The 26,465-nt window shown below is 74.7% G+C and carries 27 protein-coding genes; 16 read left to right on the top strand and 11 right to left on the bottom strand.

Annotated elements, in window-relative coordinates; all coding sequences use genetic code 11:
• Positions 1 to 463: 463 nt before the first annotated feature.
• Together G9H71_RS01225 and G9H71_RS01220 are read right to left on the bottom strand one after the other, a co-directional pair.
• Positions 464 to 751: an Lrp/AsnC family transcriptional regulator gene (locus G9H71_RS01225; RefSeq protein WP_166276633.1), complete on the bottom strand. Its 288-nt coding sequence runs from the start codon at positions 749 to 751 to the stop codon at positions 464 to 466.
• Between the two features lie 46 nt (positions 752 to 797).
• The gene (locus G9H71_RS01220; RefSeq protein ID WP_166276630.1) at positions 798 to 2,588 is read right to left on the bottom strand and encodes a DEDD exonuclease domain-containing protein; all 1,791 of its coding nucleotides are present in this window, start codon (positions 2,586 to 2,588) and stop codon (positions 798 to 800) included.
• 145 nt (positions 2,589 to 2,733) lie between these two features.
• On the opposite strand from G9H71_RS01220, the gene G9H71_RS23275 reads away from it, so the two are divergent.
• Positions 2,734 to 2,988, top strand: a complete 255-nt coding sequence (locus G9H71_RS23275) for a hypothetical protein (protein ID WP_231133970.1) — start codon at positions 2,734 to 2,736, stop codon at positions 2,986 to 2,988.
• The gene (locus G9H71_RS24875) at positions 2,985 to 4,391 is read left to right on the top strand and encodes an NYN domain-containing protein (RefSeq protein WP_331272661.1); all 1,407 of its coding nucleotides are present in this window, start codon (positions 2,985 to 2,987) and stop codon (positions 4,389 to 4,391) included. The genes G9H71_RS23275 and G9H71_RS24875 overlap by 4 nt, the downstream gene beginning before the upstream one ends.
• A 141-nt stretch (positions 4,392 to 4,532) precedes the next feature.
• Here the strand turns inward: G9H71_RS24875 and G9H71_RS01210 are convergent, their stop codons facing one another.
• Positions 4,533 to 5,285 (bottom strand): carbon-nitrogen hydrolase family protein, encoded by a 753-nt coding sequence (locus tag G9H71_RS01210; RefSeq protein ID WP_196791509.1) that lies wholly within the window; start codon positions 5,283 to 5,285, stop codon positions 4,533 to 4,535.
• Positions 5,286 to 5,365: 80 nt separating this feature from the next.
• A complete protein-coding gene (locus G9H71_RS01205) occupies positions 5,366 to 6,361 on the bottom strand; it encodes an aldo/keto reductase (RefSeq protein ID WP_166276623.1) in 996 nt (331 codons plus the stop codon).
• Between the two features lie 148 nt (positions 6,362 to 6,509).
• On the opposite strand from G9H71_RS01205, the gene G9H71_RS01200 reads away from it, so the two are divergent.
• Complete coding sequence (locus tag G9H71_RS01200; RefSeq protein WP_166276620.1) at positions 6,510 to 7,355, top strand: helix-turn-helix transcriptional regulator; 846 nt, start codon at positions 6,510 to 6,512, stop codon at positions 7,353 to 7,355.
• 124 nt (positions 7,356 to 7,479) lie between these two features.
• On the opposite strand, the gene G9H71_RS01195 is transcribed toward G9H71_RS01200, so the two are convergent.
• The 3 genes from G9H71_RS01195 to G9H71_RS01185 all read right to left on the bottom strand — a co-directional run bounded on the left by G9H71_RS01195 (position 7,480) and on the right by G9H71_RS01185 (position 8,729).
• On the bottom strand, positions 7,480 to 7,863 hold the full coding sequence (locus G9H71_RS01195; RefSeq protein ID WP_166276617.1) for a hypothetical protein: 384 nt from the start codon (positions 7,861 to 7,863) through the stop codon (positions 7,480 to 7,482).
• A gap of 90 nt (positions 7,864 to 7,953) precedes the next feature.
• Positions 7,954 to 8,202, bottom strand: a complete 249-nt coding sequence (locus G9H71_RS01190) for a hypothetical protein (protein ID WP_166276614.1) — start codon at positions 8,200 to 8,202, stop codon at positions 7,954 to 7,956.
• A 38-nt stretch (positions 8,203 to 8,240) separates the two neighbouring features.
• On the bottom strand, positions 8,241 to 8,729 hold the full coding sequence (locus G9H71_RS01185; RefSeq protein ID WP_166276611.1) for a nuclear transport factor 2 family protein: 489 nt from the start codon (positions 8,727 to 8,729) through the stop codon (positions 8,241 to 8,243).
• Positions 8,730 to 8,953: 224 nt separating this feature from the next.
• On the opposite strand from G9H71_RS01185, the gene G9H71_RS01180 reads away from it, so the two are divergent.
• From G9H71_RS01180 to G9H71_RS01160, 5 genes are all read left to right on the top strand, one after another.
• A complete protein-coding gene (locus tag G9H71_RS01180) occupies positions 8,954 to 9,151 on the top strand; it encodes a hypothetical protein (RefSeq protein ID WP_166276608.1) in 198 nt (65 codons plus the stop codon).
• A gap of 101 nt (positions 9,152 to 9,252) precedes the next feature.
• Positions 9,253 to 10,752 (top strand): gluzincin family metallopeptidase, encoded by a 1,500-nt coding sequence (locus tag G9H71_RS24870; protein WP_166276605.1) that lies wholly within the window; start codon positions 9,253 to 9,255, stop codon positions 10,750 to 10,752.
• Complete coding sequence (locus G9H71_RS24865) at positions 10,749 to 12,041, top strand: M48 family metallopeptidase (RefSeq protein WP_166276602.1); 1,293 nt, start codon at positions 10,749 to 10,751, stop codon at positions 12,039 to 12,041. The genes G9H71_RS24870 and G9H71_RS24865 overlap by 4 nt, the downstream gene beginning before the upstream one ends.
• A gap of 48 nt (positions 12,042 to 12,089) precedes the next feature.
• Entirely contained in the window at positions 12,090 to 12,830 is a 741-nt protein-coding gene (locus G9H71_RS01165; RefSeq protein ID WP_166276599.1) for a class I SAM-dependent methyltransferase, read from the top strand.
• Positions 12,827 to 13,978 (top strand): glycosyltransferase family 4 protein, encoded by a 1,152-nt coding sequence (locus G9H71_RS01160; protein WP_331272660.1) that lies wholly within the window; start codon positions 12,827 to 12,829, stop codon positions 13,976 to 13,978. The genes G9H71_RS01165 and G9H71_RS01160 overlap by 4 nt, the downstream gene beginning before the upstream one ends.
• Before the next feature lie 85 nt (positions 13,979 to 14,063).
• Here the strand turns inward: G9H71_RS01160 and G9H71_RS01155 are convergent, their stop codons facing one another.
• Entirely contained in the window at positions 14,064 to 14,807 is a 744-nt protein-coding gene (locus G9H71_RS01155; protein ID WP_166276596.1) for a phosphatase PAP2 family protein, read from the bottom strand.
• A gap of 399 nt (positions 14,808 to 15,206) precedes the next feature.
• Complete coding sequence (locus G9H71_RS24860) at positions 15,207 to 15,794, bottom strand: methyl-accepting chemotaxis protein (RefSeq protein ID WP_456238366.1); 588 nt, start codon at positions 15,792 to 15,794, stop codon at positions 15,207 to 15,209.
• Positions 15,795 to 16,332: 538 nt separating this feature from the next.
• Between G9H71_RS24860 and G9H71_RS01145 the strand changes: the two genes are divergently transcribed.
• Positions 16,333 to 16,578, top strand: coding sequence for a hypothetical protein (locus G9H71_RS01145; RefSeq protein WP_166276592.1), 246 nt, complete (start codon positions 16,333 to 16,335; stop codon positions 16,576 to 16,578).
• 36 nt (positions 16,579 to 16,614) lie between these two features.
• Here G9H71_RS01145 and G9H71_RS01140 read toward each other — a convergent pair whose 3' ends face one another.
• Positions 16,615 to 17,610 carry an extracellular catalytic domain type 1 short-chain-length polyhydroxyalkanoate depolymerase gene (locus G9H71_RS01140; protein WP_166276590.1) on the bottom strand — a complete coding sequence of 332 codons (996 nt, stop codon included), beginning with the start codon at positions 17,608 to 17,610 and terminating at the stop codon, positions 16,615 to 16,617.
• A 215-nt stretch (positions 17,611 to 17,825) separates the two neighbouring features.
• Between G9H71_RS01140 and G9H71_RS01135 the strand changes: the two genes are divergently transcribed.
• A complete protein-coding gene (locus G9H71_RS01135) occupies positions 17,826 to 19,694 on the top strand; it encodes a S8 family serine peptidase (RefSeq protein ID WP_166276588.1) in 1,869 nt (622 codons plus the stop codon).
• A gap of 41 nt (positions 19,695 to 19,735) precedes the next feature.
• On the opposite strand, the gene G9H71_RS01130 is transcribed toward G9H71_RS01135, so the two are convergent.
• The gene (locus G9H71_RS01130; RefSeq protein ID WP_166276586.1) at positions 19,736 to 21,553 is read right to left on the bottom strand and encodes an AMP-dependent synthetase/ligase; all 1,818 of its coding nucleotides are present in this window, start codon (positions 21,551 to 21,553) and stop codon (positions 19,736 to 19,738) included.
• Between the two features lie 142 nt (positions 21,554 to 21,695).
• Here G9H71_RS01130 and G9H71_RS01125 point away from each other — a divergent pair, with 142 nt between their 5' ends.
• The 6 genes from G9H71_RS01125 to zwf all read left to right on the top strand — a co-directional run bounded on the left by G9H71_RS01125 (position 21,696) and on the right by zwf (position 26,459).
• Positions 21,696 to 22,079, top strand: a complete 384-nt coding sequence (locus tag G9H71_RS01125; protein ID WP_166276584.1) for a hypothetical protein — start codon at positions 21,696 to 21,698, stop codon at positions 22,077 to 22,079.
• A gap of 43 nt (positions 22,080 to 22,122) precedes the next feature.
• Positions 22,123 to 22,566 carry an SRPBCC family protein gene (locus G9H71_RS01120; protein ID WP_166276582.1) on the top strand — a complete coding sequence of 148 codons (444 nt, stop codon included), beginning with the start codon at positions 22,123 to 22,125 and terminating at the stop codon, positions 22,564 to 22,566.
• Between the two features lies 1 nt (position 22,567).
• A complete protein-coding gene (locus G9H71_RS01115) occupies positions 22,568 to 23,137 on the top strand; it encodes a hypothetical protein (RefSeq protein WP_166276580.1) in 570 nt (189 codons plus the stop codon).
• The gene (locus G9H71_RS01110) at positions 23,128 to 24,078 is read left to right on the top strand and encodes an ROK family glucokinase (protein WP_166276578.1); all 951 of its coding nucleotides are present in this window, start codon (positions 23,128 to 23,130) and stop codon (positions 24,076 to 24,078) included. Before G9H71_RS01115 ends, G9H71_RS01110 begins: the two co-directional genes overlap by 10 nt.
• Positions 24,079 to 24,088: 10 nt before the next feature.
• Positions 24,089 to 24,811, top strand: coding sequence for an endonuclease/exonuclease/phosphatase family protein (locus tag G9H71_RS01105; protein ID WP_166276575.1), 723 nt, complete (start codon positions 24,089 to 24,091; stop codon positions 24,809 to 24,811).
• 145 nt (positions 24,812 to 24,956) lie between these two features.
• Complete coding sequence (zwf, locus tag G9H71_RS01100) at positions 24,957 to 26,459, top strand: glucose-6-phosphate dehydrogenase (protein WP_196791507.1); 1,503 nt, start codon at positions 24,957 to 24,959, stop codon at positions 26,457 to 26,459.
• Positions 26,460 to 26,465: the final 6 nt, after the last annotated feature.

The raw sequence follows: 26,465 nt of genomic DNA, 5'->3' as shown, positions 1-26,465 counted from the left end.
CGCTGGCCTCGTTCCGCCCGCTGGCCTCGTTCCGCCCGCTGACGTCACTTCCCGCCCGCTGACGTCACTTCCAGCCCGCTGACTCCACTTTCCGCCCGCTGCAGCGGGCGGAAAGTGGGGACAACGGGCGGGAGGTGCAGGCAGGCGGGCGATCTGCCGACCCCGGGGCGCGACGGGCGGGCACGGGGACAGGCGGGCAGCGGGGAGGCGCGGGCACTGGTTGTGCGGGCACCCGAGAGGTGCGGGCACGCGGACATCCGGGCACCAGGAGGCGCGGGGCACGGGCCTGTGCGTGCGCCCGAGACGTGCGGGCACCCAGGACATGCGGGCAGCCCACACGTGCGGCACCCGGGACATGCGGGACACGGAGGGTGCGGGCACCTGGGAAGTGCGGGCACCTGGGAAGTGCGGGCACGGGACGCCCGGCGGGGCAGTGCCCGCTCTCAGCTCGGGGTCGGCCCCGTCAGTCGGGGTCCTCGACCCCCAGCGCGAAGGCCGCCTCCAGGTCGTGCTTGGAGTACGCCCGGAACGCGATGTGGGTCTCGGTGTGCACGACGCCCTCGACCTTGTTGAGCCGGTCGGCGATGACCGCGGCCAGCTCGTCGTGCTGGCGCACGCGGACGAGCGCGATGAGGTCGACGTCGCCGGTGACCGAGTAGACCTCGCTGACCCCCTCGAGGTCGGCGATGCGGGCGGCGACCTCCGGGATCCGGTCGACCTCCGTCTGCACGAGCACGATCGCGGTGATCACCGAAGAGCCTCCTCGAGCCAGAGCCGACGCAGCGGAGCCTAGATCCTCATCCCGCCGCGCCCCACGTCGCGGCCGGGTGAGTGCCGGGGCGCAGGCCGCGCTTGTCCGCGAACGGCACGACGTCGCCGTCGCCCACCTCGTAGCGGCCGCGCAGGCCGCCGGCGCCGTACGCGGGGCTGGCCCACACCCCGTCCAGCTCGACCAGGCGCGTGCCGGGCAGCTCGAGCCAGTCCAGGACCCGCTCGACCTCCTCGGCGAGCGCGCACGGCAGAGGCCCGGGGCCGGGGGTGACGGTCTCGGCGGTGGCGAGCATGGCCTCGATGTGCGGCGCCGGGTGCTCCTGCCGCGGCACGGCGCAGGAGCCCACGAGGCGGCCGTTGCGTACGGCCGCGAGGTCCCAGCCGCCCGCGGTGCGCGGGCGGGCGGCCACCACGAGGCCGCACCCGGTGAGCGCGGCCAGCCGCTGCGTGCGCGCAGCCCCACGGACGAAGGCCGCGACCCGGTCACGGGCTGCGGCCGCCTCCTCGAAGCGCTCCTGGGCGGCGAGCTTCTCGATGCGCAGCTCGAGGACGGCGGCGAGCCCGCGGGCGTCGGCCGCGAAGGCCGACCGGACCGCCTCCGCGTGGACCGCGTAGTCCTCGACGCTCTGCCGCCCGTCGCACGGCGCGCCGCAACGGCCCATCTCCGCGAGCGCGCACGCTGGAGAGGCCTTGCGCGGGGACAGGCGCGCGGTGCACTGCCGGATCGGGAACGCCTGGTGCACGGCGTCGCGGGCGCGCTCCGCGGTCCGGCTCGAGGCGAAGGGCCCGAGGTAGGAGCCGCCGTCGTCGCGCACCTGCCGGACGATCGACAGCCGGGGAAAGGCCTCGTCCGTGAGCTTCAGCCACACCGCGCGCTCGGGGAACTTCGACCGCCGGTTGTAGCGGGGGCGCAGCTCGGCGATCAGCCGCAGCTCGCGGACCTGCGCCTCGAGCGACGTGGCGCACACGATCGCGTCGACCTTCTCGGCGAGCCCGACCATCTCCGCCATCCGCCGGCGTGGCTCGGAGGCGGTGAAGTAGGTGCGGACGCGGGAGCGCAGGTCCTTCGACGTACCCACGTAGAGCGCGCGGCCCTTCGCGTCGCGGAAGACGTAGACGCCGGGCGCGGAAGGCAGCGCGTCGGCGAGGTAGCGCTTGCGACGCTGCTGCGGCGTGACCCGGGAGGTGAAGGTCGACAGCTCCTCCAGGCTGTGCACGCCGATGCCACCGAGGCGCTCGAGCAGGCCGTGCAGGACGTCCACCGTGGCCCGGGCGTCCTCGAGGGCGCGGTGGTTCGGCGTCGTCGTCGCGCCGAAGACGCGGGCGAGGGAGGAGAGCTTGCAGTTGGGCGACTCGTCCTTGGACACCAGCTGGCGGGCGAGCCGCGCGGTGTCCACCACGGCGTACGAGGGCCAGGGGATGCGCGCCTCGTCGGCGGCGAACTTCAGGAAGCCGGTGTCGAACGGCGCGTTGTGCGCCACGAGAACGGCGTCCGGCCCGCACCACTCGAGGAAGGCCGGCAGCACGGTCTCGATGCGCGGCGCCCCGAAGAGCATCGCGTCGGTGATGCCGGTCAGGACCGCGACGAAGGGCGGCACGGGGCACTGCGGGTCGACGAGCGACTGGAACTCGCCGAGCCGTTGGCCGCCGCGCACCTTGACCGCGCCGATCTCGGTGATCCTGCTGCCGGCCGCGGGCGAGCCGCCCGTCGTCTCCAGGTCGACCACGACGAACGTCGTCTCCCGCAACGGCGTGCCGAGCTCGTCGAAGGTGCCTTGGAGCGCGACGCCCGGCGGGGAGACGGATGGAGCGGTCATGGCCGGGGACCGTAGGCGCAGCCACTGACAACCCTGCTGCGGCGCGCCGACGCGAGCGGGGGATGAACGGGCGGTGCACGCCGTGCGACGGGCGGACCTGGTGGAGCGTGCACTCCACCGCTGCCCTGGGCCGTACGCTCGCCCCGTGTCCTCGACCTCGCAACCCACCCTGCCCGGGCCGGAGTCCCGGTGGCGCTGCGCACGGTGCGGCAACCTCACCCGGTTCGACGTGACGCGGCGCAGCCGGGTCACCGAGTTCTGGCACTTCGACCTGCCGGGGAAGCCGCGGGTCGAGTCCGTGGAGGTGCACGAGGACCAGGTCGAGCAGGTCCGCTGCCGCTGGTGCGACTCCGTCGACGACGTCGAGGTCGTTCCCCGCGGGGGCAGCGAGGAGCCGTGACGGCGGCTCCGTCCCCGGGCCCGGACGACCGGCCCGCGGACGGCTCTCCGCCCGTCGGCCCCGTCCCCGCCGATGACGCTCGGCGCGACGACGACGCGGAGCCCGCGACCGTCGTGCTCCCCGAGTCGGTCCGCGCCCGGGTCGTCGCCCTCGCCGACGAGACGCTGTCCGGGCTGGCGCCCGGCGAGGCACCGGCGTCGTTGCGCCCCTTCCTCCGCTTCACCGCGGGCAAGCGCGCCCGCCACGCCGGGCCGGCGCTCGCCGCCGCGCTCGAGGCGGACGAGCCGTTCCGCTCCCGCGTCGCCGCCCGCGTACGCGAGCGGCGGGCCGACCTCGCCGCTGCGGTCGACGCCGGCCGGCCCCCGGCCGCCGCGGAGCCGGTCGAGGTCGCGGCCGTCGCGTACGTCCTGCGCGCTCCCGGATGGCAGGGGCTGGTCGCGGCCGCGTCCGAGGAGGCGCTGCGCGCGGTCCGCCAGGCCGACGCGTCCAAGGCGGCGGCGGAGGCCGAGCGCCTGTCCGGCCAGCTGGCGGCGGCCCGGGCCCAGGCCCGTGAGGAGGCCGACCGGCTGCGCGCCGAGCTCGCGACGGTGAAGGCCGAGGTGGCGGACCTGCGTCGTCGGTTGCACAAGTCGCGCGAGGACGCCCGGTCGGTGAAGGAGGGCGCGCACCTCGCCCAGGAGCAGGCGGACGCCGTGCGGGCCGACGCGCAGACCCGCGTGAGCGCCGCGGAGTCCGAGGCGCGCAAGCTGCGCGAGCGGCTCGCCGAGGCCGAGGCCGAGCTCGAGACCGCGCGCCGGGTCAACAAGGAGGGGCGTGCGCTGGCCGACGCGCGCGTCCGGCTGCTGCTGGACGTGGTGGCCGACGCCGCCTCCGGCCTGCGCCGCGAGCTCGCCCTGCCCGCGACGGACCTGCGCCCCGCCGACGTCATCGCCGCGGGAGAGGCGGGGTCGGCGGTCTCGTCGGTCGGCGCCCGAGCCATGGCGGCGGACGACCCGGCCGTGCTCGACGACCTGCTCGCCCTGCCGCGGGTGCACCTCGTGGTCGACGGCTACAACGTCACGAAGCTCGGCTACGGCAACCTCTCGCTGCAGGACCAACGCGAGCGGCTCGTCAACGGGCTGGCGTCACTGGCCGCCCGCACGGGGGCCGAGGTCACCTGCTGCTTCGACGGGGCCGCGGTCGACGTGCCCGTCGTCATCGCCAAGCCGCGCAACGTGCGCGTGCTCTTCTCGCTGCCCGGTGAGATCGCCGACGAGCTCATCCGCCGGCTCGTCGCGAACGAGCCCGAGGGCCGCCCGGTCGTGGTGGTCTCCAGCGACAAGGAGGTGGCGGAGGGCGTACGCCGCTCCGGCGCGCGCCCCGTCGCCTCCGCCGCGCTGCTCAAGCGGCTCGACCGCGGCTGAGGGGATCCCTGATCATCGGAACGTGCTTCCGAGTTCGGCGAATGGTGCTTCGGCCAGGCGCTTCGGAGCCTCGGCCGGAAGAGGTGGCTCCTCGCTCTCCGAAGCCGAGCGCTCCGATGTGACGGCGGGCACCAAGGTCGGCTACCCGACGGCGAGGTCCACCGTCAGGAGCGTCTCGGCGTCCACGCCGTACGGCGCCTGGGCGACGACCTCGCCGTCACGGTCGACGACGAGCGACGCGCCGATGCAGCTCCACCCGTCCCAGGTGCCGCCGACGACGGGCCCCACGTTGCTGACGCCCACGACCGGCATGCCGTGGCGCACGGCGAGCTCGCGGTAGGGGACGACCCACTCCTCGCCGTAGGGGTCGCGCACGTTGTCATGGCCCGGAGGCACCGCCCAGGCCGACGGTGAGAGCAGGATGCGCGCGCCCATGAGCCCGAGCGCGTGGCCGAGGGCGACCGAGGACGCGGAGTTGTCGGCGCACACGTCGAGGCCGACGCGGCCGATCGCGGTGTCGGCGACGGCGAGCGAGCTGCCCGTCGCGTACACCTCGCGGGCGAAGTCGAGCTCGTTGATCTTCCGGTGGCGCAGCACGATCTCACCGGCCGCGTCGATGAGGACTGCCGTGTTGTGCACGAGGCCGCCCGCACGCTCGGTGACGCCGGCCGCGACGACGATGCCGTGGGCCGCCGCGGCCCTGCAAAGGGTGTCCGTCGTCGGGCCGGGCACCGGACGGGCCAGCTCGACGGCCCGGCCGTGCGTCCACCCGACGTCGAGCGTCTCCGGCAGGACGACGACGTCGCACCTCCTGCCGGCCGCGGCGGTGATCATCTCGGTGGCGCGGGCGAGGTTCGCGTCCACCTCGCCCGGCACCACCAGCTGCTGGCCCATGCCGACCCTGACCCTGCGCCCCACTCCCGGACTCCCGTCTGCCGCACGCCGCCGACGCCGGGATTCTGCAGGGAGCCGCGTCAGCGCTCGCTGTCCAGGTCGCGCATCGAGTGCGCGGGGTAGCGGTCACCGGCGACGGCGTCGGCAGGCACCGCCTCGGCGATGGCCGCCAGGTCCGCCGAACTGAGCTTCAGGTCAGCGGCCGCGAGCGCCTCCGTGAGCCGTTCGCGCGTACGCGCCCCGACCAGCGGCACGATGTCCTCGCCCTGACCGGCGACCCACGCGATGGCGACCTGCGCGGGTGTCGCGCCGCGCTCGGCGGCGACCTTGCGCAGGGCGTCGACCAGGGTGAGGTTCTGCTGCAGGTTCTCGCCCTGGAAGCGCGGGCTGTGCGCCCGGAAGTCGCCCTGGGACAGGGCGCGCGACGGGTCCCAGGAGCCGCTGAGCAGGCCGCGCGACAGCACGCCGTACGCCGTGATGCCGATGCCGAGCTCCCGCGCCGTCGGCAGGATCTCGGCCTCGATCCCGCGGGAGAGAAGCGAGTACTCGATCTGCAGATCGGCGATCGGGTGCACTGCCGCCGCCTTGCGCAGCGTCTCCGCGCCGACCTCGGAGAGCCCGATGTGCCTGACGTGGCCGGCGTCGACCATGTCCTTGATCGCCCCGACGGTCTCCTCGATCGGCACCCCCCGGTCGAGCCGCGCCGGGCGGTAGACGTCGACGTAGTCGGTGCGCAGCCGCCGCAGGGTGTAGGCGAGGGCGGTCTTGACCGCGGCGGGGCTGGCGTCGTACCCGAGCCAGTTGCCGTCGTAGTCGCGCTGAGCGCCGAACTTCACACTGATGACGACATCCTCGCGGCGGCGCCCCTTCAACGCGTCGTGCAGCAGCAGCTCGTTGTGGCCCATGCCGTAGAAGTCGCCGGTGTCGAGCAGGGTGATGCCCGCGTCGAGCGCGGAGTGGACGGTGGCCACGCCTTCCTGCTCGTCCGCCGGGCCGTACATCCCCGACATGCCCATCAGTCCCAGCCCGATCGAGCTGACCTGGGGGCCGGTGGTGCCGAGCGTGCGCTTGTCCATGGATCGCCTCTTCGTGTGCGTGGGCGGCGGGGGCCCGCCGCTGGGGGAGTTCCACCGTGCAGCGCCGGCAACCTCCGCGGGCAGGAGCGCGTATCCAGGGACTCGGCGTCCCTGGCTGCCCTACGGCGGCGGAGGGACCATGGACGGCATGGACAGGCCAGAGCTCGCCGACTTCCTGCGCCGCCGCCGGGAGCGGCTGCAGCCCGCGGACGTCGGCATAGCCCCCGGCCCGCGGCGGCGTACGCCCGGGCTGCGCCGCGACGACGTCGCGACGCTCGCGGCCATCTCCACTGACTACTACACCCGGCTCGAGCAGGCCCGCGGCCCGCACCCCTCGCCGCAGGTCCTGACCGCGCTGGCCCGCGCGCTGCGCCTGACGGACGACGAGCGCGACCATCTCTTCCACCTCGCCGGCCAGCAGCCGCCGCGGACCGGCACGACCCGCCACCACGTACGCCCGGCGCTGCTGCACGTCCTGGACTCGTTGCGGGACACGCCGGCCTTCGTCATCACCGACCTGGCCGAGACGCTGGTGCAGAACAGGCTGGCCACGGTGCTGCTCGGGGACGAGACCCGGCACAAGAGCCAGGCCTATCGATGGTTCCTGCTGCCGGGGGCGCGGGAGATCTACCCGGAGGAGGACCACGCGCGGCACAGCCGGGTGATCGTCTCGGACCTGCGCGCGACGGCGGCCCGGCGGAGCAACGACCCGGACGTCACCGAGCTCGTCGACACGCTGCTCGCGGGAAGCGCGGAGTTCCGCGAGCTCTGGGAGCAGCACGAGGTGGGCGTACGCCGCTTCGACACCAAGCGGATCGTGCACCCGCTCGTGGGGGTCGTCGAGGTCGATTGCGAGACCCTGCAGAGCGTCGAGTCGGGGCAGACGCTGGTGGTGCTGACGCCGCGGGCGGGGACGCCGGCGCGCGACCAGCTGGCGCTGCTCGGGGTGGTCGGGCTGCAGGACCTCGCGAGCGCCGAGCCGAGCGCGGGCTGAGGCCGCCGCCACCGGCGCAGGCCCTCGCGTCAGCGTGATCGCCGGGCGGGTGGTGGCCCGGCCGGTGCCCGGCCTGCGGGCGAGGCACCTCGTGGGCAGCGGCAAGGCCCCCGCACACGGGCTGTCAGGGGGTGTAGTCGCCGCGGCCCAGGCCGCTGCCCAGCGCGAGCACCACGGCGGCCGCCGCGAACGCGGTGCCGACGTAGACGACCGGCGTGCTGTAGCGGACCAGCGCGGCGCGGGTGAAGGGGGAGTCGTACGTGGTCTCGCGCCAGTCCCACCCGTTCACGAACCACCAGACGCCGTACTGCACGAGCCGGAACACCAGCCCCAGCGGGAAGAACGCGATGGCGAGCACCACGACGAAGCTGCTCAGCGTCCGGGTCCACTCGGGATAGTCGAGGGCGTGGGACAGGACCGCGAACGGCAGCGCTGCGGCCGCGCTGACAACCGCGATGCGAAGGGCGGTGGGAAGGATGCTGGCGCGGGCAGCCTCGATGATCACCACCCACCCACGGTAGGCGCCTTTGGCACGGCATCGACCACGGGCACGGGCACGGGCACAGGTGCGACGGGCGGTGGCCGCTGCGCCGCACGGCTATTGGTGCTGCTCCCGTGGCCACTCGCCGTTCCTGCGAGCGACGCGGTAGGCGACCGCCGTCGTGATGCCGAAGAACAAGGCGAAGAAGAGCGTGATGGTGAGCACCCACACGAAAAGCCGGCGCGAGACGGGGAACGCGACCACGCTCAGCACGAGCCCCACGACCGTGGTGGAGACGATGTGCCGGACGGGGATCAGCGCCGGGGTGACCTCACCGTCGCCCCCGCTCGGCTCTACGTCCGGCATCGGGCCCTCCTCTCACGACGTCGCGGTTCTCGGTCAGGTCATCCACGCTCGGAGGGCGCGGTCCGGTAGTCCAGCAGCCCCGTGTGCATCACGAGCAGCCAGCGCCCGTGGCACCACGAGTAGCCCTTGCCCGCCCGCCCCTTCCAGTGCATCCGCGTGCCTGTCGCGCGGTGCTCCCACAAGGTGTCCACGTCGACCACGGCGAGCGCTGCGTCCGACTGCGCGGACAGCGAGATCCCCGCGGTGGCTCGCCGATTGTGCACGAGCCGGTGCGCGGCGAAGAGCTCGCGGTAGTCCGCGCTCCAGCGCTCGCGGTCGAAGCGCCCGTTGACCCAGACCCACGTCAGCGGGTCGTGAGCGGAGGAGTCGGGTGGGAACGGCCAGACCATGTCCGGGTGGAAGAGGCCCAGCAGCAGGTCGACGTCCTGCGTGTCCCACGCCCTGGTCTCCGTGTCCACCGCCTCCTGCACCAGCGCGCTCCGGCGTCGCCGCTCGCTCTCGGTCACCTGCGTCACCGGCTCCTCCACCTCACGCCTCCTGCCCCGTGCGCTCGACTCATGCCGGCCCGGCGCCGACTCGCCGGGCTCGTCGGCAGCCCCCGTCGCCGGCCCGGCGCGTGCATTTCCCACCCGGGGATCTCGCCCCGAGGGGCATTGTCAGTGGTCGCCCCTAGCGTCCTCCCCGTCAGACGCGGTGCGCCGTCCCGGGCTCCTCGCGTCAGCCGAGTCTTGCGAGTCTTGGAGGAACGCTCATGATCGTCGACTGCGACGGGTGCGTGGTGCGCGGGCGCGGGTGCGCCGACTGCGTGGTCGCCGTGCTGCTCGGGGCGCCGCCGGAGGGGGTCGACCTCGACGCGGACGAGCGCGCTGCGATCGCGGCGCTGTCGGCCGGCGGGCTCGTGCCGCCGCTGCGGCTCGTCCCGGGCGAGCAGCGGCGGGCGGCAGGGTGACGCCACGGTGGCCGCCGGGCCTGTCGCGCCTCCGGTCCAGCCCCTGGCCCGCGCCAGCGTGACGCCGGCACGGGCGCGCTCGCGCTACGTACGCTGCACGTGTGCGTCGCTCCGCCTCCCGCAGCCCCGGCCGGGTGCGGCACCGGCTGACGCGCGGGCCGCTCGCGGTGGCGGTCGTGTCGGCCGCCGCCTTGGCCGCCCTGACGACGGCGTGCTCGCAGGGACGCGAGCCCGGTGTGCCGGCCTCCGACGCCTCACGCGCCACCGCCGCTCCCTCGTCGCCGCCCGGCACCGGCGCGGCCGCGAGCGGCACGACGGGAGCACAGGAGCGGGCCTCCGCCCTGGCCGACCTGCTGCAGCGGCGTGCCGACGCGCTGCTCGCCGGGGACCGGGCGGGCTGGCTGGCGGCGGTCGACCCTGCCGCCGACGCGTTCGAGCAGCGGCAGGCTTGGGCGTACGACGCGCTCGCGCAGCTGCCGCTGGCCTCCTGGTCCTACACGGTCCTCGGTGCCAGCACCGCGCGTCCGGCCGACACCGCGCTCGCCGCGGACCCCGAGTCGTGGGTGGCGCGGGTCGAGCTGAGCTACCAGGTCGCCGGGGCGGACCCGGTGCCGGCGCGACGGGTGCAGGCGCTCACCGTCGTGCGCCGCGCCGAGGGATGGCGGCTCGCCGACGACGTGGCCCCCGCGGGCGCAGGGCGGACGGACGTGGACCTGTGGGACCTGGGCGAGGTGCAGGTGGCGCAGGGCACGTCGAGCGTGGTCGTGGCCGCGGAGACGCTGCCGCGAGACGCCGCGCAGGCGCTGGCCCGCACGGCCGACACGGCCGTCGCGCAGGTGGACCGGGTGTGGGGGAGCGACTGGCCGCGGCGGGTGGTCGTCGTCGTGCCGGCTTCGGTCGCCGACCTCGCGGCGCTGCTCGGGCGCGACCCGGGCGCCACGGCGGCGCTCGCCGGGCTCGCGGCGGTCACGACCGGGCGGGTCGGGCCGGGCCCGGGCTCGGGCGAAGGGGAGGGGAGCGGCAGGGGGATGGACGGCACGCGCTCGGACGGCGCAGGGGCCGACGGCACGGGGACGGACGGCACCGGGGTCGACGGCACGGCGTCCGACGGCACGGCGACGAGCGGGAACCGGGTGCTGGTCAACTACGCCGCCTACGACGGGCTCACCGACGCGGGCCAGGCCGTCGTGCTCACGCACGAGATCGCCCACGTCGCGACCCGGGCGGCCACCACCGCTCCCGTGCCCGGCTGGCTCGTGGAGGGGTTCGCCGACTACGTCGGGTTCCGCAGTTCCGGCCTGCCTGTGCAGACCGCGGCCGAAGAGGCGCTGGACGAGGCCCGGGCCGACGGCGCACCGCGGGAGCTGCCGCGGGACGGAGAGTTCGACACGCACATCGGCGGGAAGCCGGCGGCGTACGAACAAGCCTGGCTGGCCTGCCGGATGGTGGCCGAGCGCTACGGCGAGGACCAGCTCGTCGCGCTCTACCGTGCCACGGCCGGCGGAGCGGGCATCGAGGTGGCGCTCGCGGACACGCTGGGGATCACCCCGGCGGGGCTGACCGCCGACTGGCGGGCCTACCTCGGCAAGCTGGCCGGGTGAACTCCCGATCGGCCGCGCTCGTGGCCCTGCTGGTGCTCGGCGCAGCGCTCGTCGCGGTGGTGTGGGTGACGACCCCGTGGACCGTGCTCCCCGGTCCGGTGCCCGGCGGCCGGGTCGCGGTGGACGCGTCGCGCGACTTCACCCCGGCGCAGATCGCCCACGCCGACGCCTACCGGGCCTCCGTCCGGCCCTGGTCCTACGCGTCGCTGGCGCTCGGCCTGGTGGCCTTGCTCGTGCTCGCGTCCTCCGGCCTCGGCGGCCGGATGATCAAGGCCGTCGCAGCGCCGCTCGGCGGCGGATGGGGCTGGCAGGCGGCGCTCGGCGCGGTCGCGCTCTGGCTCGTCGTGCGCGCCGTGCAGCTGCCGTTCGACGCGATGGTGGAGCGCGGGCGCCAGCGCTACGGCATCTCCACCCGGTCCTGGCCGTCCTGGCTGGCGGACGTGGCCAAGAGCTGGGCCGTCACGGCCGTGCTGCTCGTGGTCGTCGCGCTGCTCGCCGTCGCCCTCGCGCGCGGGCTCCCGCGCTGGTGGTGGGCGCCCGCGTCAGCTCTCGCGGCCGTGGTGGTGGTCGTCGCGTCCTTCGGCTACCCCGTCGTGGTGGAGCCGCTGTTCAACAAGTTCACGCCGATGGCGCAGGGACAGCTGCGCACCGACCTGCTCGCGCTCGCGGAGCGCGACGGTGTGCCTGTCGAGGACGTGCTGGTCGCGGACGCGTCGCGCCGGACGACGGCGCTCAACGCCTACGTCTCCGGGTTCGGGTCGACCCGGCGCATCGTCGTCTACGACACGCTCCTGCAGGAGGCGACGCCGCGGGAGATCGAGCTCATCGCCGCGCACGAGCTCGGCCACGCCAAGCGCGACGACGTCCTGCACGGGACGCTCGTCGGGGCGCTCGGGGTCGCCGCCGCGGTGTGCCTGCTCTACCTGCTGACGACCTCGGCACCGGTGCTGCGCCGTGCCGGCGCGGACTCGGCGGCTGACCCGCGGTCGCTGGCGGTCCTGCTCGGCGCCGCTCTGGTCCTGTCGACGCTGAGCACGCCGCTCCAGTCGTTGATCTCCCGGCACATCGAGGCGCGGGCGGACGTGCACTCGCTCGACCTGACCCGCGACCCGGGCACGTTCGTGCAGATGCAGCGCCGGCTGGCGCTCACGAACCTGTCCGACCTGAGCCCGCCGTGGCTCGCCTACACGGTCTTCTCCACGCACCCGACGGCGCCACAGCGGATCGCGCTCGCGCGTGACTGGGCGCGCCGGCAGGGGGTGCCGGAGCCGACCTCGCAAGCCCGCTGACCGTGTCCCCGCGCGGGCACCGCCGGGCCGTCCGACAGGATGAGCGACGTGGAGGCGACAGAGATCCGCAAGCTCGCGGCCCTGGAGGACCGGCACTGGTGGTACGCCGAGCGGCGCTCGCTGCTGGCGTCCGAGCTGCGCCGGCTGCGCGTCACGCCGGGGCGCGCGCTCGACGTCGGCGCCGCAGCCGGCGGCAACACGCGGGTCCTGGTGGGGGCCGGCTGGCGGGCCCTGGCGCTGGAGTACGGCGCGGACGGTGCCGCGCTGGCCCGCGAGCGGGGGCTCGCCGCCGTCCGGGGCGATGCGACGCGGCTGCCGCTGGCCGACGCGAGCACGGACCTCGTCGTCGCGTACGACGTGCTCGAGCACCTCGACGACGACCTCGCGGCGGCCCATGAGATCCGCCGGGTCCTGCGCCCCGGGGGCACGCTGCTCGTCGCGGTGCCGGCGGGCATGTCCAACTGGTCCGCGCACGACGAGGCCGTCGGGCACTTCCGCCGCTACGAGCGGGACACGCTGCGGGCGCTGCTCGAGACGGCGGGCCTCGAGGTGCACGAGCTGCGGTCGTGGAACGTCCTGCTCGCGCCGGTCGCTCGGTGGCGGCGGCGCGCATCGACCGGCTCCGACCTCGACGACGTCGGCCGGGTCGCCAACGCCGGCGCCCGCGCCGTGATCAGTCTCGAGCGGGGGCTGCCGGTGGGGCGGCTGCCCGGCCTGTCGCTGCTCGCGACCGCGACGGCCCCCGCGACGGCTCGGGCCACGGCTGCGGCGGCGGCGTCCGCGCGGTGAGAGTCCCGCGCACCCTGGTCGTCACGAACGACTTCCCGCCGCGGCAGGGCGGCATCGAGTCCTTCGTGTCCGAGGTCCTGGCCCGGATGCCCGCGGAGTCGGTGGTGGTCTACGCCCGGGGGCAGGAGGGGGACGCGGCCTACGACGCCACGCTGCCGTACCCCGTGGTCCGGCACCCGCGCGGCATCGTGCTGCCCGAGCCGACCGTCGCGCGCCGCGCCGCGGCGGTGGCGCGCGCCGAGGGGTGCGAGGCGGTGTGGTTCGCCGCCGCCGCCCCGCTCGGCCTGCTCGCCCCACAGCTGCGCCGCCGGTCCGACATCACACGCGTCGTCGCGACGACGCACGGCCACGAGGTGTGGTGGGCGCGCATCCCCGGCCCGCGCTCGGTGCTGCGCCGGATCGGCGACGAGGTCGACGTCCTCACCTGCCTCGGTCCCTACACGCGCCGGGCGATCACGCCGGCGCTCTCGGCTGCGGCGGCGGCCCGCGTACGCCGCCTCTCCCCGGCGGTCGACGCCGACACGTTCCGCCCGGGCGCCGGCGGCGACGCCGTGCGCCACCGCTACGGCCTGCAGGGCCGCCCCGTCGTCGTCTGCGTCTCGCGCCTGGTCCCGCGCAAGGGCCAGGACACGCTCATCACCGCGTGGCCCTTCGTCCGCATGGCGGTCCAGGACGCGGCGCTGTTGATCGTCGGCGGCGGCAAGGACTTCGACCGGCTCGAGCAGCTCGTCGTCGAGCGCGGGCTCGAAGGGTCCGTCGTCCTCACCGGGCCGGTCCCCGCCGACGAGCTCCCGGCGCACTACGCCGCCGGGGACGTGTTCGCGATGCCGTGCCGCTCGCGGCGTTCGGGGCTCGAGGTCGAGGGCCTCGGCATGGTCTACCTCGAGGCCGCCGCCACCGGGCTGCCCGTCCTGGCCGGGGACTCGGGAGGCGCTCCGGAGGCCGTCCAGGACGGGGTGACGGGCTATGTCGTGCCCGGCCAGTCGCTGCAGCAGACCACCCAGCGCCTGCTCGACCTTCTGCAGGACCCGGACCGCGCGCACCGGATGGGCGCGCTCGGCAGGGCGTGGGCCCGTGAGCACTGGTCGTGGGAGGGGACCGCCGCCCGGCTGGGGGCGCTGCTCGCGGGCGAGGACGTCCCGGCCTGACCGCCCGACCGTTCAGCCGCCCGTCGGGCCACCCCGTCGAGCTCGGCGGCCCGGCGCCCCAGCCGACCGCCCAGCCGAGATCCGGCTACGCCTCGCCGGACGGCCGCCGCGGGGCCACCAGGTCCTCGCGGACGTCGAGGGCGGCAGGCGCGTCGTCGAGCCCGTCCAGGTCACGGGCCTGCGGGACCACGAGCCGCCGCCGGCTCGTCCGCACGGCCACGGGCTCCGCCGCCCGGCTCGCTGCGCGCCGTTGGCGGCGACGGGCCGCCCGGTCGCACTCGACGGCTCCGATCAGCACCGCGGCTCCGATGAGCCACCCCGCGACGAGGTCGGTCAGCCAGTGCGAGCCCAGGAACCACGAGCCGGCCGCCACCGCCGGCGTCGGCAGGAACGCGAGCACCGCGGCCGTGCGCCGGCTCGCGCGGGCGTACGCCACGCAGAGGTACGCGAGCACGCCCCACGTGACGACCGCGTTGGCGCTGTGGCCGGACGGGTACATCAACCCGCCGGCGAAGTACTCCCCGCTGCCGGTCTCCGCCTTGGCCCGCCCGAGCGCGATCTTGAGGACGCCGACCACGAGGTTCAGCGCCAGCAGCGCGCCGATGAGCACGACGAGCGGGCGCCAGGTGCGTGCCCGCCGGGAGAGCCGCCAGGCGAAGAAGAGCGCGATCGCCGCCGTGGGAGCGCGCAGCCCGAGGTAGGTCAGCGCGCGGGCCGAGGGCTTGAGCTCCGGCCACTGCCGCTCGGGCCGGTCGTTCCACACCCGCCAGTCGAGCGCGTCGAGGCGGCCGCTGCGGACGGACGCGACCGTGAGCACGGTGAACAGCACGAGGCAGCCCGCGGCGACGAGCCACGGCGCGGCCCGGCGAAGGGCCGGGGCTCGGCGGGCAGTGGGGGGCGGAGCGAGGGAGCGCACTCAGCGGGCAGGGATCAGGAGCAGGTCGTGCACGGGCGGCATCTACCCAGTCTGCGTCGCTCGATCCGCGGAACCGCCGCATCGTGGGGTTGATCACGCCCGGCCGCCGTGCAGGCCACGCGCCGGGCGGCTCCGGCCGTGTCCTCACCGCATCGCGCTGGCCGCGGCGAACCGCGGCGAGGCCGTTCTGCTCCTCGAGCACCTGCCCGATCCCGGTCTGGATCCCGGAGATGTCGTCGCTGACCGTCCGGATCTCCTGGATCGCGCTCGCCGCGTTGTGGGTCTCGTCCTGGATGCTGCCGATCCGCTGGGTCACGTCGGCGCTGGCCGACCCGGTCTCCTGCGCCAGCTGCTTGACCTCCCGGCCACGACGGCGAAGCCACGGCCGACCTTGCTGGCGCGCGCCGCCTCGATCGTGGCGTTCAGCGCCAGCAGGTTGGTCTGGCCGGCGATCGAGAAGATCAGCTGGACCACGCTGTCGACGCCCATCGAGGCGTCCTGCAGCCGGCTCACGCTCGCCTCGATCGCGTCGGCGCGCGCCATCGCGGCGGCGATGACCTCGTTCGTCCGCTCCGCCTGGCGCCCCAGCTCCGAGATCGACCCGACCAGCTCGGCGGCGGTCTCGGTGACCGCCTGGACCCGCATCACGCGCGTCAGCGACTGGGAGACGAGGCGGCCGACGTTGCGCAGGGCGTCGAGGCGGGCGGGTGAGGGGGTGAGGGTCTGCTTGAAGAAGAAGTCCATGGTGCCGTGGACGCGGCCGCCGACGACGATCGGGAAGCAGACGCCGGAGCGTACGCCGGCGCGCTGGGCGGCGGGGGCGCGGACGCAGTCCTTGACCTCGCCGAGGTCGGGGACGAAGACGAGGTCGCGGGTGCGCCAGGCGGCCGGACAGGCCAACGCCCTCGCGGAAGGAGGCCTCGAGGGTGACCTGGCGGAACTCGGTGCCGGCGTCGCCGGACTCGACGGCGAATTGGAGGGCCTCGTCGGGGCCGACCTGCCAGTAGGAGCCGTACTCCCACCCGAACGCGGACCGCACCGCGTCCAGCGCCGCCTGCTCGGCCTAACCTGGGGTCGAGACCCCCTCGAGCGCGCCGAGGACGGCACCGAGGGCGGCCACGTCGTCGACGGCGGCCGTGCCGGTGGCGGCGGCGGCCGCGCGGCGCCTGCGCTCGAACATGGCAACGTCTCCTGGGAATCGCGGCAGGCAGGCGCGCACTGCACTGGCGCGCCTCGTCGCTGCGGCTTGCCATCGGCGGGCGATCGACCCGGGCTGGGCATTTTCCTATGGCTTTTCTCAAGTCAGTCGCCGCGCAATTGATTCAATTCTCAATTGTTGCTGCGGGGCTCTTGATGCGCCGGCTCGTGCCTGCGGAGTGCGTCGGCGGCCGGCGAACGGGAAGGCTGGGAAGGATGCACGCCGACGCCAGGAGGAGCCATGACGGACCGGACGGTCGAGACGAGCGCCGAGGCCGCGACGACGAGCGACGCCGACCCCGGCGAGGGCGCGGGCCTCGCGACCCCGGCGGCGCGTACGCAGGGCGGGGCCGGCGACGCGGGTGACATGCGGGTGCAGGGCGACGAGCGCGCGTCGGCGACCGACCCCTCCGCCGAGGTGGCCGAGGGGGACACCGAGGGCGAGCGGAGCATCAACGCCGCGGCGGCGAACCGGCGGCAGCCCTGACCCAGCCGGCCGGTACGCGGCCGGCGAGCAGCCGGGTCAGGTGCCCCGGGTGGGTGACTGGGGGTTGCGGAAGAACGCCCACATCAGGTCGTTGGCGTCGATCTCCTGCGTGACCGTGCCCAGCCCGGCCGGGAAGGCTGCGGGGTCACCGCCCGGCCAGGTGTGCCCGCCGCCCGCGACGACGTAGAGGTGCGCCTGCGCGTTCTTGCGGCAGGACGAGAACACCGCGCGCGTCACCGAGGCCGTGACCTGTGAGGTGGCTGGCCCGCGCTTGCACGCGTTGAGCTCGGCCCAGCGCTGCTGCGCCGCGGGAATGCCGTAGCCCCAGTACGCCGCGCCGCCGCCCGCGAACGGGTTCACCGGGTCCGCGGTCCCGGCGAAGGTGATCACCGGCACGGGCCGGTCGGGCCTGCACGTCGCCGGGTCCGGTGCCAAGCCCGAGCCGCTCGCGACCGGGCGCCCGGCGCGCAGCCCGGCGACGGGGGCGATGGCAGCCAGCAGGCCGGGGCCGTCGCAGGCGTACTGCGAGATCATGCGGCCGCCGCCGGAGTAGCCCGAGGCGTAGACCTGCTTGGGGTCCACACAGAGGGTGGCGGTGAGCGTCGTGATGAGGTCGGTGAGGTAGCGCTCGTCGTCCGGGGCGCCCGCGGGGCCCGCCGTCACGTGCGGGATGTTCCAGCTCCAGTTCGCCCCGCTGGCGATGCCGCCCTGCGGCGCGACGGCGATGAAGCCGTGGCGCTCAGAGGCCTGCTCCATGCGGCTGCGGGCCAGCTGCTCGACCGGGTTGCTGTTGCTCCCGTGCAGGGTGAGCACGAGAGCGAGCCGGCGCTTGCCGTCGTAGGCGGACGGCACGTGCACGACGGCCGAGCGCTCGACGCCGCCGGACTGCAGCTGCACGACGGACCGCCCTTGCCGGTCGACGCCGTCGCACCCGGGCCGCTTGTGCGAGGCCTGCGCCCCCGGTGCCGTTCCGAGCGCCGCGGCGCCGACCATCACCGCCGCCAGCGCAGCGAGCCTGCGGACAGAGCCCATGTCCGGCCTCCTTCGGCGCGCCTCGTTGCGCGTCCCGGCATGCAAGCGGCCGTCGGCCCGTCCCGTCAAGACCGGTCTGCCCGTATCTCTGCGCAGTGTGCTGGTTCCGACAACTCGGGCGCGCCAGCTCTCGGTCTGCGTGCCCGTCCCTCCCCCTCGCTCACCGTCGGTGCGACGCGCCGGCGGTGCCTTGCGACGTCCCGAAGGAGAACCCGATGCCCAAGCCCGCTGCTCTCACCGCGCTCCTCGTCGTCACGGCGTGCGCGGGCGCAGTCGCCGCGCCCGCGCACGCGGCGTCCTCGCCACGCGTCTCGGAAGGTCAGGCGCAGCCGCGCGCCGGCGATCCGCGGGCCGGAGCGGACGCGCCGGCCGAGCTGGTGGCCGGCGAGGTGCTCGTCCGCTTCCGACAGCCGGCCCGCAGCCAGGCGCACGGCGCTCGGCAGAGCGCAGTGGCCGAGGTGGGCCGCGCCGTGCAGAGCCTCGACGCCATCGTCCCCGGGCTCGAGCGGGTCGCCCTCGAGCCGGGGCTGAGCGTCGCCGAGGCGGTGGCGGAGCTCGAGGCGCGGTCGGACGTGGCCTACGCCGAGCCGAACTACGCCGTCCACGCGGCCGCGATCCCGAACGACAGCCGGCTGCCGGAGATGTGGGGCCTGCACAACACCGGGCAGGACGTCCGCGGGGTCGCGGGCCGCCCGGACGCGGACATCGACGCGCCTGAGGCATGGAACGTCACGACCGGCAGCGCGGCCGTCACGGTGGCCGTGCTCGACTCCGGCGTCGCCGGCGGCCATCCCGACCTCGCGCCGAACATGTGGGTCAACACCGGCGAGGTGGCCGGCAACGGCGTCGACGACGACGGCAACGGCTTCGTCGACGACCGGCGTGGCTGGGACTTCGTGGGCGACGACAACGACACGTCCGACGAGCAGGGCCACGGCACGCACGTCGCCGCCACGATCGGCGCGCGCGGCGGCAACGATGCGCCCGGCGCGGGCACCACCGATGTCGTAGGGGTTGCGTGGGACGTCCGCCTCCTGCCCGTACGCGTCCTCGACGCGGCGGGGGAGGGGTCGTACGCCGACCTGATCGCGGGCATCGACTACGCCCGCCGCAACGGCGCCCACATCGGCAACCTGAGCCTCGGTGCCCGCTACTACTCGCAGGCGCTGCGCGACGCCATGGCCGCGGCGTCGGGCGTGACGTGGGTCGTCGCGGCCGGCAACGACGGGTCGGACCTGGAGTGGGCCGAGCACTACCCCTGCGACTTCGACATCGCGAACCTGGTGTGCGTCGCGGCGACCGACTCCGACGACGAGCTGGCCCGCTTCTCCAACTACGGCCGACGGTCCGTCGACGTCGCCGCGCCGGGGGTGGACATCCTCAGCGCGTCCTCGCGCACGACGGTCTTCTCCGACGACTTCGAGACGCCCATCGAGGGCCGCTGGGCCACCGGCGGCACCCCGGACACCTGGGGGCGCACGACGTCGGTCCCGGTGTGGGACGCGACCGGCACGTGGCTGACCGACTCCCCGTCGGGGCGCTACCCCGACGGCAGCGACAACTGGGCGCGCACCCCGGCCATGAGCCTGCGCGGCCTGCACAGCTGCGTCGTGCAGTTGCGCGGGGTCTTCGACATCGAGTCCTGGTTCGACTTCCTGCGCCTCGAGGCGGCGACGGACGCCGCCGGCCCGTGGACCGAGGTCACCACGTTCACGGGCTACTGGCCGGTCCCGAACGAGGTCCTCGAGGTACGCCTGCCCACGAGCTTCGACGGGGCGGACCAGGCGTTCCTGCGCTTCCGGCTGAACCCGGACGACCAGTACGACGGTGACGGGGCCTATCTCGACGACGTCACGGTGTCCTGCGCGGGCCGCACCGGGGCGGACAGCTATGCGTACCTGTCCGGCACGAGCATGGCCACCCCGCACGTGAGCGGGGTCGCCGCGCTCATCAAGGCGCGGAACCCCCACATCTCGACGGCCGCGCTGCGCACGAAGCTGCTGAGCAGCGTGGACCGGAAGCCGTCCCTCACCGGTCGGGTGGCGACCGGCGGGCGCATCAACGCGGCGCGCGCCGTGTCCTGACGCTGGCCCTGACCCCGAGCGGGTCCGGCGGCAGAGCGCCGTCAGGCCCGCGCGGGCTCCGGGGCGTAGAGGTCCTCGATGTCACGGGCGAACTCGCGCTGCACGACGTTGCGCTTGACCTTCAGGGACGGGGTGAGCTGCCCGCCCTCAACGGTGAAGTCGCATTCCAGAATCGTGAAGCGCCGGATCGACTCGGCCCGCGACACCGCGGAGTTGGCGGCGTCGACGGCGTTCTGCACCTCGGCGCGCACATCGGCGTCGTGGGCGGCCTCGGCGACGGTCATCGCGGGCTTCCCGCGGGCCGCGAGCCACGGGGCGAGGGCCTCGCCGTCGAGCGTGACGAGGGCGGAGATGTAGGCCCGGCCGTCCCCGACGACCATGCACTGGCTCACGAGCGCGGCGGCGCGGAGGCGGTCCTCGAGCGTGGTGGGGGAGACGTTCTTGCCGCCCGCGGTGACGATCATCTCCTTCTTGCGCCCCGTGACCCGCAGGAACCCCTCGGCGTCGAGCTCGCCGAGGTCCCCGGTGCGGAACCACCCGTCGACCGTCATCGCGGCCGCGTCGGCATCGGCGTTGCCGGCGTAGCCGCCGAACACCACACCGCCCTTGACGAGGATCTCGCCGTCGGCCTCGATGCGGATGGCGTTGCCGGGCAGCGGCGGCCCGACCGTCCCCATCTTGAGCTTGGACGGGGTGTTGACGCAGAGGGCCGCGGTCGTCTCGGTGAGGCCGTAGCCCTCGAGCACGACCAGCCCGAGCCCACGGAAGAAGTGGCCGAGCCGCTCTCCGAGCGGTGCGCCCCCGCAGACGGCGTAGGTGACGCGGCCGCCGAGTGCGGCGCGCAGCTTGCCGTAGACCAGCCGGTCGAAGGCCGCGTGCTTGAGCCGGAGCAGCAGCGGCGGCTTCCCGGTGTCGAGCGCCTTGCTGTAGGCGACGGCGGTCGCCGCGGCCGCCCGGAAGACCTTGCCCTTGCCCGCCGCGTCGGCCTTCTGCTCGCTGGAGTTGTAGACCTTCTCGAACACGCGCGGGACGGCGAGCAGGAACGTCGGACGGAACGACGCCAGGTCGGGCAGGAGGTTCTTCACGTCGGGCGTGTGCGCCAGCTTGATGTCGCCGGCGATGCAGATCAGCTGGAAGACGCGAGCCAGCACGTGGGCCAGCGGGAGGAAGAGGACCGTGCCGGCGTCCGGCTTGCCGAAGACCTCGGGGACGCCGGCGATGGCGCCGCGCACCTCGGCGAGGAAGTTGCCGTGGGTGATCTTGCAGCCCTTGGGCCGCCCGGTCGTGCCGGAGGTGTAGATCAGCGTCGCCAGCGACGCCGTGCCGAGCCCGGCACGCCGCTCCGCGACGACGGCGTCGGGCAGCTGCGCGCCCTGCGCGGCGAGGCTGTCGAGCGCGCCGTCCTCGATCCGCCAGACGTGGCGCAGCGCGGGCAGTGTGCCGTCGGCCTCCTTGACGAGCGCCGCGTGCTCAGCGGTCTCGACGACGATGCCGGCCGCCCGCGAGTCCGAGAGGATCCACTCGACCTGCTCGGCGGAGGAGGTCTCGTAGACCGGGACGGAGACGCCGCCGGCGGCCCAGACCGCGAAATCGACGACAGTCCACTCGTAGCGCGTGTGCGACATGATCGCGACGCGGTCGCCGGGTCCCAGCCCGGACGCGATGAGCCCCTTCGCCACGGCGGTCACCTGGTCGCGGAACTCCGCGGCCGTCACGTCGACCCAGCGGCCGTCGAGCTTGCGGCTGAGCATCGGGGCGTCCGGGCTGGCCGCCGCCTTGTCCCAGACGAGCCCGGTCAGGTCGTCGTCCGGCGGCACTGCAGGCAGGTGCGGCGCATGGAACTCGAGTGCGGGCGCCATCGCCACTTCGCCTCCTCAGCTGCTGAGGGTCCGAAGATACTGTGCGACGGCGGGCGCGACCGGCAGCTTGCGCGGGTCGGCGCGCACTCGGCCTGGTGACCGCCCGCTCAGGTGCCGCCGGGCCGTCGCCGATGCCACCGGCGTGACGACCGCGTACGCCAGATGCTCCGCGTGCAGCGCCGCCCTCGGCGCCGACGCCGACTGGTGCCCGCAGTGCTTCACGTCCGTCCGCGCCGCCCCGGCCCCGGCCGAGCCGGAGCCGGTCTCCCTCGACGTGCCGCTGCCCGCCGCCACGTCGCCGGGCGCCACGGAGCCGGCCGCGGCCCGTTCCGCCACCCCGGCGTCCGCAGCGCCGGACGACGCACTCGCCGCCCTGCGCGTGCTCGAGGCGCAGGACCCGGTCAACCTGCTCGGCTCCCGGCTGGTCGAGCCGCGCGTCAAGCTCGGCGCGGTCCTCGGCGGCGGGCTCGGCCTCGCCGCCCTGCTCGTGCTCGCCCTGACGTTGCTGGGAGCGCTGGTCGCCTGACCGAGTAGTCTCGCGCGGAGCCGTCGCTGGGAGGGTTGCGCGCGTGTCGGACCAGACCGAGTCCAGCATCGGGATCGACGCCCCTGCCCACGTCGTCATGGACGTCATCGCCGACCTCGAGGCCTATCCGGAGTGGAACGAGGAGTTCACCCGGGTCGAGGTGCTGGCTGTCAGCCCGGACTCGGACCAGCGCCCGCTGGAGGCGCGCGTCGTCCTCGACTCCAACCCGATCCGCGACACGTTCCTGCTCGATTACGAATGGGACGGCGACAGCGAGGTGCGCTGGTCGCTGGCGGAGGAGGCGCAGCTGCTGCGCCGGCTCGACGGGGCCTACCTCCTGGCCGACAACGGCGACGGCACCACCCAGGTGACCTACCGGCTCACGGTCGACCTGAAGGTGCCGATGATCGGCATGCTCAAGCGCAAAGCGGAGAAGGTCGTCATCGAGCGCGCCCTGCGCGGGCTGAAGAAGCGCGTGGAGGCCTGACATGGCACCGACACCCGGCTCCGGGGAGCAGGGGCCGCTCGGCCCCGACGCCGCCCGGCTGCTCGACGCCCTGCTGGGGTGGGCGCGCACGGCGGCCGACGAGCTGGAGGGCAAGATCGCCACGGGTACGCCCGAGTGCGCGATGTGCCCGCTCTGCCGCGCCATCACGGCCTTGCGCACTCCGTCGTCGGCGGGCCGTGAGGGCGCCGCGTCGCCCATCGCCTCGGTCGCGTCCGCCGCGGCGGCGGCCGCCGCGTCCGCTGCCGCCCAGTACGCCACGCAGTACGCCGCCGAGCAGGCGGCGCGAGCGGCTGCCGAGCAGGCGGCGAAGGCGGCCGCCGAGCAGGCGGCCCGCGCGGCCGCGGCGGCGTCGGCGGCTGCCGACCGCGTACCCCCGGGGGTGCAGCAGGCCGTGGACTCGGTCGCGAGCGCCGGGGCCTCGATGCTGGCCGCGCTGAAGCAGGCGCTGGCCGACCGGCCGGCCGCGGGCACCCCCGAGGCGGGGCCGCTCGAGACCGAGCGCAAGGATCTTCGCAACGCAAGCGACGACGAGGGAGAGACGTGGGACTGACGATCGGGGTCGACCTCGGGGGCACCAAGGTGGCCGCCGCTGTGGTGGACGAGAGCGGCACGATCGTCGCCCGGACCCGACAGGAGACGCCGAGCACGGGCGCGGACGCGACGGTGGGCGCGATCCTCGCGGCCGTGAAGGGGCTGCGCGAGCAGCACCCGGACGTGGAGGCCGTCGGCGTGGGCGCCCCCGGCTTCATCGACGAGCGGCGCTCGACGGTGCTCTTCCTGACGAACCTCGCGGGCTGGCGGCACCGCCCGCTGCGCGCCGAGCTCGAGCAGGCGCTGGGGCTGCCGGTCGTCGTGGAGAACGACGCGAACGTCGCGGCGTGGGGCGAGGCGGTCTACGGGGCGGGGCGGGGCGAGGACTACCTCGTCTGCGTCACCGTCGGCACGGGCATCGGTGGCGGCATCATCGTCGGCGGCCAGCTCTACCGCGGCCGCTTCGGCGTCGCCGCGGAGGTCGGGCACTTCCGGGTCGAGCCCAACGGCCGTCCCTGCGGCTGCGGCAACCGCGGGTGCTGGGAGCAGTACTGCAGCGGGAACGCGCTCGTGCGCGAGGCGCGCTGGCGCGCGGCGGAGGACCGCGAGGGCGCGGCGCTGATGCTGAGCTACGGCGACGGCAGCCCCGAGGGCATCAACGGGCTCGACATCACTGACGCCGCCCGTCGCGGCGACCGGGTCGCGATCGCGTCGTTCGAGTCGGTGGGGCGCTGGCTCGGCCAGGGCATGGCGGACCTCGCGGCGATCCTCGACCCCGGCTGCTTCGTCATCGGCGGCGGCGTGTCGGAGGCGGGCGACCTGCTGCTCGAGCCGGCCCGCCGCACGTTCGCCGAGGTCCTCACCGGCCGGGCCTACCGCCCGCTCGCCGAGATCCGGCAGGCGACCCTGGGCAACGACGCCGGCGTGGTGGGCGCGGCGGACCTGGCACGCCACCTCTGACCTCGTCCCGGTGACCGACAGCGGCAGCGTGCTGCGGGTGTTGTCCTACAACGTCCGCAGCATGCGTGACGACGTCCAAGCGCTGGGTCAGGTCATCAGGGCCTGCCGCCCGGACGTGCTGTGCGTACAGGAGGCACCGCGGTTCTTCCGCTGGCGGGCGAAGCTCGCGCGGCTGGCCAGGGAGTCCGGGCTCGTCTACGCCTGCGGGGGGCGCACCACCCACGGCCCGGCGCTCCTCGTCGCGCTCGGCGTCGACGTCCTCGCGGTTCAGGAATCCCGCTTCCCCAAGACGCCCGGGCTGCACGCGCGCGGGCTCGCGGTCGCGGACTGCACGAGTGCGGGTTCGCCCTTCCGGGTCGCGAGCATGCACCTCGGGCTGCGCGAGGACGAGCGGGAGCGCAACGTCGCCGCGGCGCTCGCCGCCGTGGCAGATGTCCGACCGCTCGTGATGGCGGGGGACGTCAACGAGCCGCCGGGCGGCCCGGCGTGGCGGCTGCTGCACGACGCCGGCCTCCGCGACGCGTACGCAGCGGCTCCATGGGGCGGCGAGCTGACCTTCTCGTCGGCGTCGCCGCGCCGGCGAATCGACGGCGTGTTCGTCAGTGCCGGGCTCGCGGTCACGCGCTGCGGCGTGCCGCTGTCGCTGCCCGGCGTGGACGAGGGCCGGCTCGTCGCCGCGACCGACCACCGGCCGCTGCTCGCGGAGCTCGCCCTTGACCCGCCGGCGGCGTAGCAGCCGGAGGCGCTCCGGCCCCGCCGCACAAAGGGCGAAGGGCACGGCGCCGCTGAAGCACGCAGCAGGAGAGCCGGAGGGCGCGCCGCGACAGCCGGAGGGCGCCGCACGACTGCCCGAGGGCGATCGGTGGAAGTATGAGCGCATGTCGGATGCTCCCGCTCAGACCATCGCCTACCCGGACCCCAGCGCGCGCCGGTACGGCCGTGAGCCCGAACGCCTCGACCCGCACGTCATCGTCCTGTTCGGGGCCACGGGCGACCTGTCCCGGCGCAAGCTCCTGCCCGGGCTGACCTACCTCGCGCAGTCCGCCCTCACCCCCGAGGTGGAGATCGTCGCCACCTCGCTGGAGGACATGGACAGCGAGCAGTTCCGCGAGTTCGCCTTCCAGGCGGTCCAGGAGTTCAGCCTCCGCCCGCTGGACAAGGAGCACTGGGCCGTCTTCGCCCGCAAGCTGCGCTACGTGCCGCAGAGCGCCGGGCCCGAGGCGCTCTCGCAGGCCGTGAAGGAGGCCGAGGAGGCCCTCGGCGGCGGCAACGTCCGCCGGCTGCACTACCTGAGCGTGCCGCCGCGGGCCGCGCTCGCGGTCGTCAACATGCTGCGCGACGCCGGCCTGGTCGAGCGCTCGCGGGTCATCATGGAGAAGCCGTTCGGCACGGACCTCGGGAGCGCGATCCGCCTCAACGACCAGGTGCACGGCGTCTTCGACGAGCGGCAGATCTTCCGCATCGACCACTTCCTGGGCAAGGAGGCGGCGCAGAACATCCTGGCGTTCCGCTTCGCGAACGGGCTCTTCGAGCCGATCTGGAACCGCAACTTCATCGACCACATCCAGATCGACATCCCGGAGAAGCTCGGCCTCGACCGGCGCGCGAGCTTCTACGAGGTGACCGGCGCCTACAAGGACATGGTGGTCACGCACCTGTTCCAGGTGATGGCCTTCGTCGCGATGGAGCCGCCGACGGCGCTGGAGCCGCGCGCGATCAGCGAGGAGAAGAACAAGGTCTTCCGCTCGCTGCTGCCGATCGAGCCGCGCCACGTCGTGCGCGGGCAGTACATCGGCTACCGCGACGAGGACGGGGTCAACCCCGAGTCCGACACCGAGACCTTCATCGCTTTGCGGGCGCGGGTGGACAACTGGCGCTGGGCGGGGGTCCCGTTCTACCTGCGCACCGGCAAGCGGATGGCCGAGGGGCAGCGCATCATCTCGATCGCCTTCAAGGAGGCGCCGAAGTCGATGTTCCCCGCCGGCTCCGGGGTGGGGACGCAGGGGCCGGACCACCTGACGTTCGACCTCGCCGACGAGAGCAAGGTGTCGCTGTCGTTCTACGGCAAGCGCCCCGGCCCCGGCATGCGGCTGGACAAGCTCTCGATGCAGTTCTCCACGCACGACACCAGCCACGCCGGCGACGTGCTCGAGGCCTACGAGCGGCTGATCCTGGACGCGATGCGCGGCGACCACACCCTCTTCACGACCGCCGAGGGCATCGAGAGCCTGTGGGAGCGGTCAATGCCGCTGCTGGAGGACCCGCCGCCGGTCAAGCCCTACACGCCCGGGTCCTGGGGGCCGAACGCGATCCACCAGCTCATCGCTCCGCACGCCTGGCGGCTGCCGTTCGAGCGGACGTGGCGCTCGCAGCGCGGATAGACCGGG

Origin of the sequence: Motilibacter deserti (assembly GCF_011250635.1) — a bacterium.
Taxonomy (GTDB): domain Bacteria; phylum Actinomycetota; class Actinomycetes; order Motilibacterales; family Motilibacteraceae; genus Motilibacter_A; species Motilibacter_A deserti.
Note: the sequence above shows the minus strand (reverse complement) of the source record. Positions and strands in the feature narration are given on the sequence as shown.